The sequence below is a fragment of the Micromonospora sp. WMMC250 genome (genome assembly GCF_027460215.1).
Lineage (GTDB): Bacteria > Actinomycetota > Actinomycetes > Mycobacteriales > Micromonosporaceae > Micromonospora > Micromonospora taraxaci.
Map to the genome: position 1 here is coordinate 6,572,709 of NZ_JAPZBJ010000002.1, position 15,642 is coordinate 6,588,350.

Consider the following 15,642-nt stretch of genomic DNA (forward strand, 5'->3'; position numbering starts at 1 on the left):
CTGCGGGACTGAGAGGCTCGCGGGGTTAGACCAGGCGTAGGCGGGCGGCGCGGATTCGGGTCAGGGTGCGCTCGCGGCCGAGCACCTCCAGCGACTCGAACAGCGGCAGACCCACGGTGCGGCCGGTGACCGCGACCCGAACGGGTGCCTGCGTCTTGCCGAGCTTGAGGCCCCGCTCGGCACCGACCGCCTCCAGCGTCGACTTCAGCGACTCTGCATCCCAGGACTCCAACGCCTCGAAGGCCGCGACGGCGTCGTCCAGCAGTTCGGCGGAGCCGTCCTTCATCGTCTTGGTCCACGCGGCCTCGTCGATCAACGGCGAGGCGAGGAAGAGGAAGTCGACGTTCGACACGATCTCGCTGAGCACCGCGATGCGCGTCTGGGCCAGCGGGGCGACCGCTGCGAACGCGTCGGCGTCGAACTCCTCGGGCTGCCACGGCGGTGGCGCGATCGTCCCGGTGCCGGTCAGCCACGGCTGGCAGGCGTCGACGAACTCGGCAACCGGCAGGGCGCGGATGTATTCGCCGTTGAACGCGCGCAGCTTCTTCTCGTCGAAGAACGCGGGGGAGGGGTTGACCTCGTCCAGCCGGAACTCGTCTTCGATGACCGACCATGGGACGATCTCCCGATCCCCGGAGGGCGCCCAGCCGAGCAGCATCAGGTAGTTGCGCATCGCGCCGGCGAGGTAGCCCTCCTCGCGGTACGCCTCAAGGGCGACCTTGTCGCGCCGCTTGGAGAGCTTCTGCCGCTTCTCGTTGACCACCACCGGCACGTGCGCCCAGACCGGCGGCTTGACCCCGAGGGCGTCCCAGAGCAGCTGCTGCTTGGGGGTGTTGGGCAGGTGCTCCTCGGCCCGGATCACGTGGGTGATCCCCATGGTCATGTCGTCGACGACGTTGGCCAGCAGGAAGACCGGCGACCCGTCGCCCCGGGCGATCACGAAGTCCTCGATGAGCTTGTTCTCGAAGGTGGGCTCGCCGCGGATCAGGTCGACCACCACCGTGGCGCCCTCGTCGGGCGTACGGAAGCGCAGGGCGTGCCCCGGGCCCGGCCCGAGGCCACGGTCGCGGTGGTAGCCGTCGTAGCCCTGGTACTGCGAGCCGGTGCGCGCCTGCACGTCCTCACGGGTGCAGTCGCAGTAGTAGGCGCGACCCGACTCGTAGAGGCGGGCCGCGGCGGCCCGGTGCTCGCCGGCGTTCTCCGACTGGAAGTACGGGCCCTCGTAGCTGCCCCGGGAGATGCCGATCCAGTCCAGCGCGGAGAGGATGCCCTCGGTCCACTCGGGCTTGTTGCGCGCCGCGTCGGTGTCCTCGATACGCAGCACGAACACCCCGCCCTGCTGCTTGGCGTAGATCCAGTTCTGCAGCGCCGAGCGGGCGCCGCCGACGTGGAACATACCGGTCGGGGAAGGGGCGAAGCGCACACGTACCGTCACGCCTCCAGCCTACGGCGACCGTCGACGGGATTCCGCCACGGCCCCCTGACTCAGGGCACCGAGCGGATCTTGACCACCAGCACGCTGCCGATCAGGGTGACCACGGCGGTGACCGCGTAGAGCGTGGGGTAACCGCCCAGGTACACCACGAGCGGTGCGGAGAGCGCCGGGCCGAGCACCTGCGGCGCCGAGTTCGCGATGTTGATGACGCCCAGGTCCTTGGCCCGGTCGGTGGCCCGGGGCAGCACCTGCGTGATCAACGCGGCGTCCACCGAGAGGTAGACGCCGTAGCCCGCGCCGAGCAGCAACGCCGCGACGATCGCCATCGGCCAGGTTGGCGCGACAGCGAGCAGCAGCGCTGCCACCGCCATGATCAGCCCGGACGCGATGACGTAGATCTTGCGGCGCCCGGAGCGGTCCGACATCCGGCCGGCGACCACCGCCGTCAGCATCATGCCGAGCGTGTAGAGCAGGATCAGCACCAGCAGGGAGCCCTCGGGGTCGGGGTGGCGTACCCCGTCGGTGAGGAAGTACAGCAGGTAGAGGGTGCCCAGGGCGTTGCCGAGCTGGACCAGGAACCGGGTGATCCAGGCCCAGGCGAAGTCCGGGTGCCGACGCGGGTCGATCCACATCGAGGCCAGCAGCGCCCGTGCGCGCAGCGCCGGTTGATGCGTACGCGGCAGCGGCTCGTCGGGGGTGAGCAGCGCGAACGGCAGCGACAGCAGCAGGATGGCCACGGCGATGGCCAGGTAGCCGGCCGCGTTGCCGGTGACCAGGGCGGTGACCAGCACCGCGCCGAGCACCAACCCCAGCGCCTGCGGGATGCCCACCCATCCCGAGACGCCGCCACGCTGCGCCACCGGCACCCGGTCCGGGATGGCGGCGGTGAGGCTGGCCAGCATCGCGTTGAAGCAGACCTGGGCGGCGACCCAGCCGAGGGCGACCCCCAGGATGGTCCGCTGCTGGGCCAGCAGCACCAGGGCTGCCGCGCCGAGCACGGCTCCGCCAGCGGTCCAGACGTGCCGGCGACCGAACTCGCGGCCGGCCACGCGCAGACAGGTCCGGTCGGAGAGCGCGCCGGCCAGGGGGTTGGCGAGCACCGCCGCCAGGGCGCCGAGGCCGGTGACCACGGCCAGCATGTTCTCCTTGTCGCCGGGCGCGATCTGCTCGATCTGCTGGGGCAGCAGCACCTGGATCGGCGTGAAGAACGCCATCCAGACGCCGAGGTTGGCGGCGAAGATCAGCCCGATCCAGCCGCGCCGCACCGGCACTGTCGGCTCGGCGAGCGCCGCCGGCAGCGACGCCGGCGTCGGGTCGAGGGTGGTCACCGCGCCGACCCCGGCCGGCTGGCCGCGATGACGTCCCGCAGCCAGGTGTACGACGACTTCGGCGTACGGGTCTGGGTGGCGTAGTCGACGTGCACGAGACCGAAGCGTTTGGTGAACCCCTCGGCCCACTCCCAGTTGTCCAGCAGCGACCAGACGAAGTATCCGCGCACGTCGACTCCGTCGGCGATGGCGGCCCGTACCGCCCGTAGGTGTCCGTCCAGGTACGCGATCCGCTCCGGGTCGGCCACCTGCCCGTCCGCGTCCGGCGCGTCGTCGTACGCGCACCCGCCCTCGGTGATCTCGATGGGCGGCAGCGCGTCGCCGTAGGTGTCACGCAGCCAGCCGAGCAGCTCGTGCAGCCCGTCGGGGGCCACCGGCCAGTCGAAGGCGGTGCGTGGGTAGCCGTCCAACGGGACCAGGTCGAACGGGAGCGGGGAGCCCTCCTCGGCGGCGCGTACACCGGTGGGGTTGTAGTAGTTGACCCCGAGCACGTCGATCGGTGTGGCGATGGTGTCGAGGTCGCCGGGGTGGACGATGCCCAGGTCGAGGCCGGGCAGTTCCGGGTAGCCGCGTCCGAGCAGCGGATCGGTGAAGAGTCGGTTGTGCAGCGCCTCGTACGCGGCGCCGGCGGCCCGGTCGGCGTCGCTGTCGCCGAGCACCCGCACCGGGGAGTAGTTGTTGGCGATCGCCACCGGGCTGGCGCTGTGGGCCCGTAGCGCGGCGACCGCCAGCCCGTGCCCGAGCAGTTGGTGGTGGGCGACCGGAAAGGCGTCGAAGAGCAGCATCCGGCCGGGGGCGTGCACGCCCATCCCGTACCCCATGCTCATGTGGATGAACGGCTCGTTCAGGGTGATCCAGAGCCGGACCCGGTCGCCGAGTCGGGCGGCGGCCAGCTCGGCGTAGTCGGCGAATCGGGCGGCGGTGTCGCGGTGCAGCCAGCCGCCGCCGTCTTCGAGCGGTTGGGGCAGGTCCCAGTGGTAGAGCGTCGCCACCGGGTCGATGCCGGCGGCCAGGAGGTCGTCCACCAGGCGGTCGTAGAAGTCCAGGCCGGGTGCGTTGGCCGGGCCGGTGCCGGTGGGTTGCACCCGGGGCCAGGCGATGGAGAACCGGTACGCCGAGACGCCCAGCCCGGCCAGCAGCGCGACGTCCTCGGTGTGCCGGTGGTAGTGGTCGCAGGCCACCGCGCCGGTGCTGCCGTCACTGATCCGGCCCGGCTCGCTGGCAAAGGTGTCCCAGATGGACGGACCGCGCCCGTCGGCGGTGGCGGCGCCCTCGATCTGGTGGGCCGATGTGGAGACGCCCCAGCGGAAGCCGGTGGGGAACTGGGGCATCGGTGCGGTCGACATGCGCCCTCCCGGTCAACGTGAAACGTGTTCGGGACTTTAAAGCGCTCTCGATGAATGCGCCATAGGCCGGCCTGGCGCAATCCGCAATGGTTGATCGGCGTGTCTTTTTCCGAACCCGTCCAGGTAAGTCCGATTTAACGCATAGAGTGCCGATATCGTGGGATGTCCTCACCGGAGGAAGACGGAAATGATCCTCGTTGAACGCAGTGCGCACGTGGCGGCGCCAATTGAAGTTGTCTGGGATGTCGTCCAGCGGGCCGAGCAGTTGCCGGCCTGGCTGGCGGGGGTCCGCGCGGCCGAAGTGCTCTCGGGGGAGGGCTTCGGACGGCGGCAACTGGTCCAGGCGGGGCGCGGCTCGGCGCATGAGGCCGAGGTGATCGCCTACCAGGAGCCGACGCTGATCGGCTGGCGGGAACGGGCCAAGGGGGCCGGAGCTCGGGCGGAGGCACGCACCGAGATCTACGTCCAGCTCACCACCGACGAGGAGGAGGGCGGGACCATCGTGCGGCTCATCGTGGTCCGCTGGCCGGCCGGGCCGGTCAAGGCAGCCCTGCTGCGCCTCGGACTGCGCCGGGTCGGCGCCGACCTGGAGGACTCGCTGGCCCGGCTCACCGACCTGGCCGCCGTCGGCTGACGAGAGCCCATCCTCCCGGCGCCACCCGCGACGGCGGTGGTCCGGATCCCCGCCAGGGACCCCGGACCCCCGCCGCTGCCGTTCCCGCCGACAGCTTCGCTCGGTCCTCACCGGCGTCGATCATGGACTTGGTGCCAGATTCGCGGTGTTGTAACCGCTTCGTCCCCACCACAACTCCCTGATCGGCGCAAAAAGGGGCGGGGTGCGGGGGCGGGGGCGCGGGGCAGAGGGTGTAGCGACAGGCGGGGGCCCGGCACGCGACAGCGTGCCGGGCCCCTCGTTGGTCGTGCTGGTCTAGCTGTCGCCGCCGGTCTCGCCGACCGGGGCGGCGTTGACGTCGTCGATCGCGTACTTCTTCGCTGCCTCGGCCGGCACGGTGGCCGCCACCGCGCCGCTGCGGGCGAGCTGCCGCAGCGTGGCCACCACGATCGACTCGGCGTCGACGTGGAAGTGCCGGCGCAGGGCGTGCCGCGTGTCCGACATGCCGAAGCCGTCGGTGCCGAGCGACGTGTAGTCACCGGGCACCCACCGGGCGATCAGGTCCGGTACGGCCCGCATCCAGTCGCTGACCGCTACCTTCGGGCCGTCCGCGTCGGCCAGCTTCTGCTGGATGTACGGGATCTTCGCCTCGGCGCCCGGGTTGAGGAGGTTGTACTCCTCGGTCTCCACCGCGTCGCGGCGCAGCTCCGTCCAGGAGGTCACCGACCACACGTCGGCGGCCACCCCCCAGTCCTGGGCGAGCAACTGCTGGGCCTTGAGCGCCCACTGCATGCCGGTGCCGGAGGCGAGCACGTTGGCCTTCGGGCCGTCGACCTCAGGTGCCGGGGAGTAGCGGTAGATGCCCTTGAGCAGGCCCTCCACGTCCACCCCGGCCGGCTCGGCCGGCTGGAGGATCGGCTCGTTGTAGACCGTCAGGTAGTAGAAGACGTTCTCCTGCGCGTCCCCGTACATCCGGTGCAGACCCTGCTCCATGATGTGCGCGATCTCGAACGAGAACGCCGGGTCGTACGCGACCACCGCCGGGTTGGTGGCGGCGATCAGCAACGAGTGACCGTCCTCGTGCTGGAGGCCCTCACCGTTGAGCGTGGTGCGCCCCGCGGTCGCGCCGAGCAGGAAGCCCCGCGCCATCTGGTCGGCCGCCGCCCACAGCCCGTCGGCGGTCCGCTGGAACCCGAACATCGAGTAGAAGATGTACATCGGGATCATCGGCTCGTCGTGGGTGGCGTACGCCGAGCCCGCCGCCGTGAACGAGGCCACCGAACCGGCCTCGTTGATCCCCTCGTGCAGGATCTGACCGGTCGTCGACTCCTTGTACGACAGGAACAGCTCTCGGTCGACAGAGGTGTAGCGCTGGCCGTGCGGCGAGTAGATCTTCGCGGTGGGGAAGATCGAGTCGAGGCCGAAGGTGCGGGCCTCGTCCGGGATGATCGGCACCCAGCGCTTGCCGAACTCCTTGTCCTTCATGATGTCCTTGAGCAGGCGGACGAAGGCCATCGTGGTGGCCACCTTCTGCTTGCCCGAGCCGCGCTTGACGTCGGCGAACCGCTCCGGACCGGGGATGGTCAGCCGCTTGGTGCTGGTCCGCCGGGACGGCAGGTAACCGCCGAGCTGCTCGCGCCGCTCCTTCAGGTACTGGATCTCGTCAGACTTCTCACCCGGGTTGTAGTACGGCGGCAGGTAGGGGTTGTCCTCCAGCGCCTTGTCCGGGATGTCCAGGTAGAGCCGGTCGCGGAAGGTCTTCAGGTCCTCCAGCGTCAGCTTCTTCATCTGGTGGGTCGCGTTACGGCCCTCGAAGTGCGAGCCGAGGGTCCAGCCCTTGATCGTCTTCGCCAGGATGACAGTGGGCTGACCCGTGTGCTCGGTGGCCGCCTTGTAGGCCGCGTAGAGCTTGCGGTAGTCGTGCCCACCCCGCTTGAGGTTCCAGATCTCGTCGTCGCTGAGCGGGTCGACCATCTTGCGGGTGCGCGCGTCGCGCCCGAAGAAGTGCTCCCGCACGTACGCGCCCGACTCCGCCTTGTAGGTCTGGTAGTCGCCGTCGGTCGTGGTGTTCATGAGGTTGACCAGCGCGCCGTCGGTGTCCGCGGCGAGCAGCGGGTCCCACTCACGGCCCCAGACGACCTTGATCACGTTCCAGCCGGCACCCCGGAAGAACGCCTCCAGCTCCTGCATGACCTTGCCGTTGCCCCGGACCGGGCCGTCCAGCCGCTGGAGGTTGCAGTTGATCACGAAGGTGAGGTTGTCCAGCTCCTCGCGGGCGGCCACGCCGATCGCGCCGAGCGTCTCCGGCTCGTCCATCTCGCCGTCGCCCAGGAACGCCCAGACGTGCTGCTGCGAGGTGTCCTTGATGCCGCGGTGCTGCAGGTACCTGTTGAACCGGGCCTGGTAGATCGCGTTCAGACCGCCGAGACCCATCGAGACGGTGGGGAACTCCCAGAAGTCCGGCATCAGCCGCGGGTGCGGGTACGACGGCAGGCCGCCGCCGGGGTGCGACAACTCCTGGCGGAACCCGTCGAGCTGGTGCTCGCTGAGCCGCCCCTCCAGGAACGCCCGCGCGTACATGCCGGGGGAGGCGTGACCCTGGTAGAAGATGTGGTCGCCGCCGCCCGGGTGGTTCTTGCCCCGGAAGAAGTGGTTGAAGCCCACCTCGTAGAGCGACGCCGAGCTGGCGAAGGTCGAGATGTGCCCGCCGACGCCGATCTCCGGGCGCTGTGCCCGGTGCACGAGCATGGCGGCGTTCCACCGGACGTACGCCCGGATGCGCCTCTCGACGTGCTCGTCACCCGGGAACCACGGTTCGCGTTCGGACGGGATGGTGTTGATGTAGTCGGTGGTGGTCAGGGGCGGAACCCCGACCTGGCGCTCACGGGCCCGCTCCAGCAGGCGCAGCATGACGTAGCGGGCGCGTTTGGCGCCGCGCTCGTCGATGACACCGTCAAGCGACTCGACCCATTCGCTTGTCTCTTCAGGGTCGATGTCCGGAAGCTGGCTCGGTAGGCCGTCGCTGATCACCGGGCGCTTGCGTTCCGTAGCCACAGGCGTTCCCTCGGTTGTGTGTGGGATAGGTCTCTAGCGCCATCCTGCCCCCTGGTGGCACCTGTCGTCACGCCTAGGTGCCCCCGACGCGATGCTGAACACAGGTACTCACCGGTAACTTAGCGCTACGACCGCCCAAACCGCCCGCTTGCCCGGGCTCGCTACCGTGCCGGACATGAACGGGTGGCGGGTGGCAACCGGCGTCGTGATCCTCTCGGGTGGCGCGCTCGGAGCGCTTCTCTCCGTGCCGGTCCTCCTGGCCGGCGACACCGCCGCGTTGCCGATCATGATCCTCGGCGTCGGAGCGATGGCGTTCGGCGCGGTTCAGGTCCGCGGCGGGCTGCGAGCACCCGCGCCGCGCCGCGCCCCTCGTCGTGTGCCCGGTCCACGCCAGCGGCACGCCGACACCAGCATCCCCTCGACCTACTACGGCGACTCGGACGGCTGGACCTGGTCCGGCGGCGGGGACGGTGGCTCCGCAGGCGGCGGTTACTCCGGAGGCGACTTCGGGGGCGGTGGCTCCTCCGGCGGTGGTGGGGACTCCGGGGGCGGCGGTGGCGGCGGTTCCTGACCGCGGGTTGCGGCAGAATGCGACGTATGCGCACTGACGTCATCACCGTCCAGACCGGGTCCCGCCCGGCCGTCCGCGACATCACCGCGGAGGCCCAGCAGTTCGTCTCCGGCGAGGACGACGGACTTCTGCACGTCTTCGTGCCGCACGCCACCGCCGGCCTGGCGATCATCGAGACCGGCTCGGGCTCCGACGACGACCTGCTCAGCGCGTTGGACGACCTGCTGCCGACCCAGGACCGCTGGCGGCACCGGCACGGCTCGCCCGGCCACGGCCGCGACCACGTGCTGCCGGCGTTCGTTCCGCCGTACGCGACGCTGCCGGTGCTGGCCGGCCGACTCGCGCTCGGCACCTGGCAGTCGATCTGCCTCGTTGACACCAACGGCGACAACCCGACCCGTCAGGTCCGCTTCTCCTTCCTCCCGGGCTGACGCCCGGCGACGGCCGGGCTGTCGAGATCGGCGGCGTCACCCCGCTGGGCGGGACCGGGCCTCGTCGAGCACTCGGCGTAGCTGCCCTGGTGTGTGGCCCAGATGGGCGCGCAGCGTGCGGGTCAGGTGCGCCTGGTCGGCGAAGCCCAGCTCGGCTGCCAGCACGGCGAGACTGGGCACCCCCTCCGTCAGCCGGTCGAGGGCACGGCCCACCCGCAGCCGGTTGCGGTAGCGGGTCAGCGGCACGCCGACCAACGCCTGGAAGGACCGGCTCAGCCGGTACGGCGACACGCCGAGCGAGCGGGCCAGCGGGACCAGGCCGTCGGTGTGCGGCCCGCCGTCGTGCAGCGCCGAGCGGGCGGCCTCCACCATCGGCCGATCCCGGGTCGGCGCGTCGGCCGCCGGGCCGGTGGCCACGGCGACCAGCCGGACCAGGCGTTCGGCGGCGGCGAAACCCGCGTCGCCCTGCCGTGCCGCCCGCAGCAGTTGCCGGTGCGCCAGATCGATGCGGGCGTCCAGGTGCAGCACCGGCGTCGCAGACCGACCTGCGAGCAGCTCCCGCCACAGCCGGGGTGAGAGGTGTACGGAGGTGCAGTCGTCGCCGCCGGCCGGGTGGGCGAACCGTTCCTCCTCGCCCGGCACCGTCAGGTAGCCCACCGTCGGGTCGACGAATTCCTCCCCGGCCCGACCGTGCCGCCGGAAGCCGCCTCGGCGGGCCAGCACGACGCCGTGGGCGGTGGCCGGCTCGGGATGCGACCAGCCGGTGTGGTCGTCGCGGCAGCGCACCGCGTGGACCACGAAGTCGGGCTGCCGCACGAGGGTGTGGCTGCTGCGCATGCCGCTCAGGCTAGGCGGACCCGCCGACACGACACGCGGAGCCGGACCGGGCGGCCGCAAGGATCGTCAAGACGCCGACCCACCCCGGTCGGCACCGTGGCCGGCATGACCACCACCACGACCACGGCGGGACGCCGTGCGCCGCTCGTCGTCCTGCTCACCGGACAGGCGATGGCCTCGATGGACACCTCGATCGCCGCGGTCGCCGCCCCGACGATCCGGCTCGACCTGGCCGGCCCGCCCGCACTGGCCCAGCTGGTGTTGGCCGGGTACACCCTGGCCTTCGCCGTGCTGGTCGTCACCGGCGCCCGGATCGGCTCCCGGCACGGGCCGGCCCGGGTCTTCCTGCTCGGCCTCACCGGGTTCACCGTGGCGTCGCTGGCCTGCGGCCTCGCGCCGGAACCGGTGACGCTGGTCGGCGCCCGGGTCGTGCAGGGCGCCATGGCGGCGCTCATGGTGCCGCAGGTCCTCGCCCTCATCCAGGCCACGTACGTGGGGACTGCCCGCGGTCGGGCGATCGGGGCGTACTCGATGATTCTCGCGCTCGGGGTCGCGGCCGGGCAGGTGGCCGGCGGTCTGCTCGTCACCCTGGACGCCGGCGGGCTGGCCTGGCGCACCGCGTTCCTGGTCAACGTGCCGGTCGGTGCGGTGCTGCTGGTGGCCGGTCGGCGGGCGCTGGCCGCCATGCCGGCTGCGGCCACCCGGCCCGCGGCGCTCGACCTGCCGGGGGTGCTGTTGCTGGCCGCCGCGATGCTGGCCCTGGTGGGGCCGGCCGTGCTCGGCGGGGACCTCGGTTGGCCGAGCTGGTCGACGCCGGTGGGGGTGGCGGCGGGCGTCGTCGGCGTCGGCGTCTTCCTGCGCCACGAAGGCCGGCTGATCCGGCGCGGTGGCACGCCGCTGTTGGACGTGGCGGTGCTGACCCGTGTCGGCGTGCCGGCCGGTCTGCTCGCCGCGTGCCTGGTGATGGGCTGCTACGCCGGCTTCCTGTTCACCCTCACCCTGCGGTTGCAGGAGGGGCTCGGTTTCACCGCGCTGGCCGCCGGCCTGGCTTTCCTGCCGTACGCCGCCGGGTTCGCGCTCTGCGGCCTCGCGGCGCCCCGCCTCTCCGGGCGACTGCGCGACGCGCTGCCGCTGATCGGCCCGCCGCTGTTGGCGGCCGTCGTGCTGGTGGTCACCATGCTGACCCGGGACGATTGGCAGTGGCTGCCCGGCAGCCTGCTGCTGTTCGTGGGCGGTGCCGCACACGCCGCCGGGTTCACCCCGCTGGTCGACCGGCTAGCGACCGCCCTGCCGGCCGGCGCGGCGACCGCGTTCTCCGCGTTGATCTCCACCGGCACCCTGCTGGCCGCGGTGCTCGGGGTGACCGTCATCGGTGGCCTGCACCTGACGCGGCCCGACACACCGGCCGCCGCCGCGTTGACAGCCGGCCTGCTGTTGGCCGCGCCGGTGGCTGCCGGCCGCTGCGCCCGCGCCCTGAACCGGCCCGCCGGCCCGCCGTCCACCGCGACCGACCCGCCGGCCCCGACCGTCGCCGCGTCGGCCACCGTCACCGAACTCGAACACTGAGCCGACCGGGCGGACCCGGTGCGTACGATGTGGCAGTGCCGCAGGAGGTGGGTTCCGTAGCAGGTGGACCGGTGGATCGGGCTGGTCTCGCCGCCGATGTGCTGCGCCGGATGGCCCGCGTCAGCGACGCCCTGCGACACCGGCAGGGTGCCGCGTTTGCCGAGTTGGGGCTCACCCCGGCGACGGCGCGGGCGTTGCACCAACTGGACCCGGACCGTCCGCTGCCGGCTCGTGATCTCGCCGGCCAACTGGGCTGCGACAGGTCGAACGTGACGATGCTTGTCGACAAGCTGGAACAGGCCGGGTTGGTGGAACGACGCACCGACCCGGTGGACCGCCGGCAGAAGACGTTGGTGGTGACCGAGAAGGGCCGCGTCGAACGCGACCGGGTGACCATGGTGATGTCCGACTCCCGACTCCTGTCCGGGCTGACCGACGAAGAGCTGCGCACCCTTCGTGACCTGGTTCGGAAGGCGTCCGACGATGGTTGTTCGGAGCCCTGCGGTCCGGAGTGAGTCGGCCCGCGACGGCCGTGTCCCACTGGGCGAGGCGGCCTCCCGTCGGTAATGCTGTGCGACGTGACCACCCCGCAAGACCTCGACGACCGGTTCCGGGAGACGCTGGCGGCGCTGCCCGCCGCGGAGCGTCGGCGTGACCCCGCTGACCCGGTCACCGACGATGCCCCGCTGACCGGCGCGCAGGTGCTCGACCTGTTCGACGCGCAGGTGACCAGCCGGCAGCTCGACCTGGCCGGGCGCTGGCTGCGCAGTTTCGGGGAGGGTTTCTACACCATCGGCTCCGCCGGGCACGAGGGCAACGCCGCGGTCGCCGCCGCGCTGCGCCCCACCGATCCGGCGTTGCTGCACTACCGCTCCGGTGCCTTCTACTGCCTGCGCGCCGCCCAGGCCGCCGCCGCGTCACCGTCGGGCGAGCCGGACTCCGCCGCCGACCCAGCGCCGACCGCCGACCCAGCGCCGACCGCCGATCCGACGGCGGGCAGCGACCGGCGGGCCGGCAGCGATCCAGCGTCGACCGACGCCGACTCGACCACCGACCCTGATCCGTCAGGGCCCGAGCCCGCCCCGGCGGGCGGGTTCGGCGCGTACGCGGACGCGGCCCGGGACGTGCTGCGCGGAATGGTCGCCTCCAGCGAGGAGCCGATCGCCGGTGGCCGGCACAAGGTGTTCGGCCGGGCCGACCTGGCCGTCGTGCCGACGACCTCCACCATCGCCTCGCATCTGCCTCGCGCGGTCGGGATGGGGCTGGCCGTGGAACGGCTGCGCCGGCTGGACAGCGCCGGGCGGCGTACCGGGGCCGGGGTGCGGGTCGGCAGCGGCGCGGGCGCCGCACACGTCCCGTGGCCGCCGGACGCGATAGTCGTCTGCTCGTTCGGCGACGCCTCGGTCAACCACGCCAGCGCCACCGCCGCCTTCAACACCGCCGGGTGGTACGACCACGCCGGGCTGCGCATCCCGGTGCTCTTCGTCTGCGAGGACAACGGGCTGGGCATCAGCGTCCGGTCACCGGAGGGCTGGGTCGAGGCGACCCTGCGGGCCAAGCCGGGCATCCGCTACTTCAGCGCGGACGGGGCCGACCCGGTGCGGGCGTACGCGGTGGCGGCGGAGGCCGCCGCCTGGGTACGCCGCAACCGCCGCCCGGCGGTCCTGCACCTGCGCACCGTCCGGCTGATGGGGCACGCCGGGGCGGACGCGGAGTCGGCGTACCGCAGCCCGGCCGAGCTGGCCGAGGACCTGGACCGCGATCCGGTGGCGGCCACCGCGCGCCTGCTCGTCGACGCCGGGGTGGCGACCGGCGAGGAGCTGCTGGCCCGGTACGACGAGACCGGCTGGCAGGTGCGCCGACTGGCCGAGGAGGTGCTGGGCGAGCCGAAGCTGGCGTCGGCGGCCGACGTGGTGTCGGCGTTGGCGCCCCGCCGCCCGGTGCGGGTGGCGCGGGCGGTGGCCGACGCCGCGGCGCGGGCCAGCGGCCCGGGCGCGGGCGCCCGGGCGGAGGCGTTCGGCGGCAAGCCGCCGGAGCTGACCGGTCCGCTGACCCTGGCGCAGAGCATCAACGCGGCGCTCGCCGACGGGATGCTCGACCACCCGCAGATGGCGGTGTTCGGTGAGGACGTGGCCGCCAAGGGCGGCGTGTACGGGGTGACGAAGGGGCTGCGGGACCGCTTCGGGCCGGCCCGGGTCTTCGACACCCTGCTCGACGAGACGTCGGTGCTGGGGTTGGGGTTGGGCGCGGGGCTGGCCGGGATGCTGCCGGTGCCGGAGATCCAGTACCTGGCGTACCTGCACAACGCCGAGGACCAGCTGCGCGGTGAGGCGGCCACCATGCGGTTCTTCTCGCAGGGGGCGTTCCGCAACCCGATGGTCGTCCGGGTGGCCGGGTTGGCGTACCAGGAGGGGTTCGGCGGGCACTTCCACAACGACAACTCGGTCGCCGTACTCCGGGATGTGCCGGGTCTGGTGGTCGCGGTGCCGGCGCGGCCGGACGACGCCGCGCCCATGCTGCGGACCTGCCTGGCCAGCGCGGCGGTGGACGGCAGTGTGTGCGTGTTCCTGGAGCCGATCGCGCTCTACCACACCCGCGACCTGTACGCCGACGGCGACGGGGAGTGGCTGGCCGGCTATCCGGAGCCGGGGGCGTGGGTCGCCGGGCACGTGCCGATCGGCCGGGCCCGGGTCTACCGGGTCGGCTCGGCGGACGACCTGACCATCATCACCTTCGGTAACGGCGTGCGGATGTCGCTGCGGGCCGCTGCCGTCCTCGCCGAGGAGGGGGTCGGCACCCGGGTCGTGGACCTGCGCTGGCTGGCCCCGCTGCCGGTGGCCGACATCATCCGCGAGTCCTCCGCGACGGGCCGGGTGCTGGTGGTGGACGAGACTCGCCGATCCGGCGGGGTCGGCGAGGGAGTGATCGCCGCGCTGGTCGACGCCGGATATGTCGGTGCAGCGCGACGAGTAGCCGGAGTTGACTCGTTTGTACCATTAGGTCCGGCAGCGCGTCACGTTCTGGTCTCCACGGACGCCATTACCGACGGTGCCCGTACGCTGCTGGCACGGTAAATTCCGTTCCACCCGGTGCGCCACTTGCGCGGGGAGGCACAACTGTGTGGACTTTGCCTGACGGCGTCGCACCGACGCCGCGAGCAGTACGAGATGAGGAGGCACGCGACAGTGAGCGCGACCGCTGGTCAGGCCGCCGACGGGGTACGCAGCCTGGCGGACCGGTTCGGGATCGAACCGGGGATGGTCGTCATGGAGATGGGGTACGACGACGACGTCGACCAGGATCTCCGAGACGCCCTGACCGACCGCTGTGGAGATCTGGTCGACGAGGACACCGACGAGGTGGTCGACGCGGTGCTGGTCTGGTACCGGGACGGCGACGGTGACCTCTTCGAACTTCTCGTCGACGCCCTCGGCCCGCTGGCCGACAACGGCGTCGTGTGGCTTCTCACCCCGAAGGCGGGGCGTGACGGGCACGTCGAGCCGAGCGAGGTCGCGGAGTCCGCGCCCACCGCAGGCCTCCAGCAGACCTCGACCGTCAACGCCGGTCGGGACTGGAGCGGCGCCCGCCTGGTGCTGCGCCGAGGGGCCAAGGCCAAGAAATAGCCCACCCCGCTTCGCGCGCCCGGCGGTCCGCACCGCCGGGCGGCAGGCTGGTGCCGTCTCCCCGACCGAGCCGAGGAGGGTTCACATGCCCATCGAGGTTGGCGCCGAGGCGCCGGACTTCGTGCTGAAGGACCAGAACAACCAGGAGGTCCGGCTCTCCGACTTCCGGGGCAGGCGTGCGGTCCTGCTGGTCTTCTACCCGCTCGCGTTCACCGGCACCTGCCAGGGCGAGTTGGCCGAGGTGCGGGACAACCTCGACGAGTACGCGAACGACGACGTCCAGGTGCTGACCGTCAGCGTCGACTCGGTCTACAGCCACAAGATCTGGGCCGACCGCGAGGGCTACCAGTTCCCCATGCTGGCCGACTTCTGGCCGCACGGCGGCGTCGCCCAGGCGTACGGGGTCTTCAACGACACTGCGGGCTTCGCCAACCGGGGCACCTTCGTCATCGACAGGACCGGCGTGGTCCGCTTCGCCGAGATGAACGGCCCCGGCGAGGCCCGCGACCAGCTGGCCTGGCGCAAGGCCATCGCCGAAGCGACAGCCTGACCCGGGGTACGCCGTGCGCCCGGGTCGGCAGCGGGCAGGGTAAGCTTGCCAGCCACCGGCCCGCCGCACGGGCGATCCGGGCGCGTAGCTCAGTGGGAGAGCACTCGCCTTACAAGCGAGGGGTCGCAGGTTCGAAACCTGCCGCGCCCACACTCCGACCAGTAAGCGAAGAGGGCCACCGGACATCCGGTGGCCCTCTTCGTCTCAGTTGTTGTCTCAGTCGGCCTTCCAGAGCAATCCGGCGACCTGTCCGGCGATTCCCTCGATGAGTTGCGGGGCTAGGTGCTG

12 protein-coding genes, 1 tRNA gene and 2 pseudogenes are annotated in these 15,642 nt (G+C 71.9%); 10 read left to right on the top strand and 5 right to left on the bottom strand.

The annotated features are described in order from the left end of the window. Window positions 1-25: 25 nt before the first annotated feature. Genes gltX through O3438_RS29965 form a run of 3 tightly spaced genes read right to left on the bottom strand, consistent with a single transcriptional unit; the run spans window position 26 to window position 4,109 of the window. Window positions 26-1,435: a glutamate--tRNA ligase gene (gltX, locus tag O3438_RS29955; protein ID WP_269682906.1), complete on the bottom strand. Its 1,410-nt coding sequence runs from the start codon at window positions 1,433-1,435 to the stop codon at window positions 26-28. Window positions 1,436-1,485: 50 nt separating this feature from the next. Continuing rightward, window positions 1,486-2,763: an MFS transporter gene (locus O3438_RS29960; protein ID WP_269682907.1), complete on the bottom strand. Its 1,278-nt coding sequence runs from the start codon at window positions 2,761-2,763 to the stop codon at window positions 1,486-1,488. Next, window positions 2,760-4,109 (bottom strand): GH1 family beta-glucosidase, encoded by a 1,350-nt coding sequence (locus O3438_RS29965; protein WP_269682908.1) that lies wholly within the window; start codon window positions 4,107-4,109, stop codon window positions 2,760-2,762. The genes O3438_RS29960 and O3438_RS29965 overlap by 4 nt, the downstream gene beginning before the upstream one ends. Before the next feature lie 187 nt (window positions 4,110-4,296). Here O3438_RS29965 and O3438_RS29970 point away from each other — a divergent pair, with 187 nt between their 5' ends. Next, on the top strand, window positions 4,297-4,743 hold the full coding sequence (locus O3438_RS29970; protein WP_269682909.1) for an SRPBCC family protein: 447 nt from the start codon (window positions 4,297-4,299) through the stop codon (window positions 4,741-4,743). 294 nt (window positions 4,744-5,037) lie between these two features. On the opposite strand, the gene aceE is transcribed toward O3438_RS29970, so the two are convergent. Continuing rightward, a complete protein-coding gene (gene aceE / locus O3438_RS29975; RefSeq protein ID WP_332367475.1) occupies window positions 5,038-7,776 on the bottom strand; it encodes a pyruvate dehydrogenase (acetyl-transferring), homodimeric type in 2,739 nt (912 codons plus the stop codon). Between the two features lie 175 nt (window positions 7,777-7,951). Between aceE and O3438_RS29980 the strand changes: the two genes are divergently transcribed. Both O3438_RS29980 and O3438_RS29985 read left to right on the top strand, forming a co-directional pair. Beyond that, window positions 7,952-8,347 (top strand): hypothetical protein, encoded by a 396-nt coding sequence (locus O3438_RS29980; protein WP_269682910.1) that lies wholly within the window; start codon window positions 7,952-7,954, stop codon window positions 8,345-8,347. Window positions 8,348-8,373: 26 nt separating this feature from the next. Beyond that, a complete protein-coding gene (locus tag O3438_RS29985) occupies window positions 8,374-8,778 on the top strand; it encodes a YjbQ family protein (protein WP_269682911.1) in 405 nt (134 codons plus the stop codon). A 36-nt stretch (window positions 8,779-8,814) separates the two neighbouring features. Here O3438_RS29985 and O3438_RS29990 read toward each other — a convergent pair whose 3' ends face one another. Next, complete coding sequence (locus O3438_RS29990; protein ID WP_269682912.1) at window positions 8,815-9,615, bottom strand: AraC family transcriptional regulator; 801 nt, start codon at window positions 9,613-9,615, stop codon at window positions 8,815-8,817. Between the two features lie 105 nt (window positions 9,616-9,720). Here O3438_RS29990 and O3438_RS29995 point away from each other — a divergent pair, with 105 nt between their 5' ends. The 7 genes and pseudogenes from O3438_RS29995 to O3438_RS30020 all read left to right on the top strand — a co-directional run bounded on the left by O3438_RS29995 (window position 9,721) and on the right by O3438_RS30020 (window position 15,504). Continuing rightward, window positions 9,721-11,181 (top strand): MFS transporter, encoded by a 1,461-nt coding sequence (locus O3438_RS29995; protein ID WP_269682913.1) that lies wholly within the window; start codon window positions 9,721-9,723, stop codon window positions 11,179-11,181. A 110-nt stretch (window positions 11,182-11,291) separates the two neighbouring features. Next, window positions 11,292-11,696 (top strand): MarR family winged helix-turn-helix transcriptional regulator, encoded by a 405-nt coding sequence (locus O3438_RS30000; RefSeq protein ID WP_269683802.1) that lies wholly within the window; start codon window positions 11,292-11,294, stop codon window positions 11,694-11,696. Between the two features lie 51 nt (window positions 11,697-11,747). Then, window positions 11,748-12,092: pseudogene (locus tag O3438_RS34365) on the top strand (transketolase); the annotation flags it as partial. A gap of 192 nt (window positions 12,093-12,284) precedes the next feature. After that, window positions 12,285-14,255 (top strand): annotated as a pseudogene (locus O3438_RS30005) (thiamine pyrophosphate-dependent enzyme); the annotation flags it as partial. A 111-nt stretch (window positions 14,256-14,366) separates the two neighbouring features. Next, a complete protein-coding gene (locus O3438_RS30010; RefSeq protein ID WP_007463483.1) occupies window positions 14,367-14,804 on the top strand; it encodes a DUF3052 domain-containing protein in 438 nt (145 codons plus the stop codon). A gap of 85 nt (window positions 14,805-14,889) precedes the next feature. Next, window positions 14,890-15,354 carry a peroxiredoxin gene (locus tag O3438_RS30015; protein WP_269682915.1) on the top strand — a complete coding sequence of 155 codons (465 nt, stop codon included), beginning with the start codon at window positions 14,890-14,892 and terminating at the stop codon, window positions 15,352-15,354. A 78-nt stretch (window positions 15,355-15,432) separates the two neighbouring features. After that, a tRNA-Val gene (locus O3438_RS30020) sits at window positions 15,433-15,504 on the top strand. Window positions 15,505-15,642 lie beyond the last annotated feature (138 nt).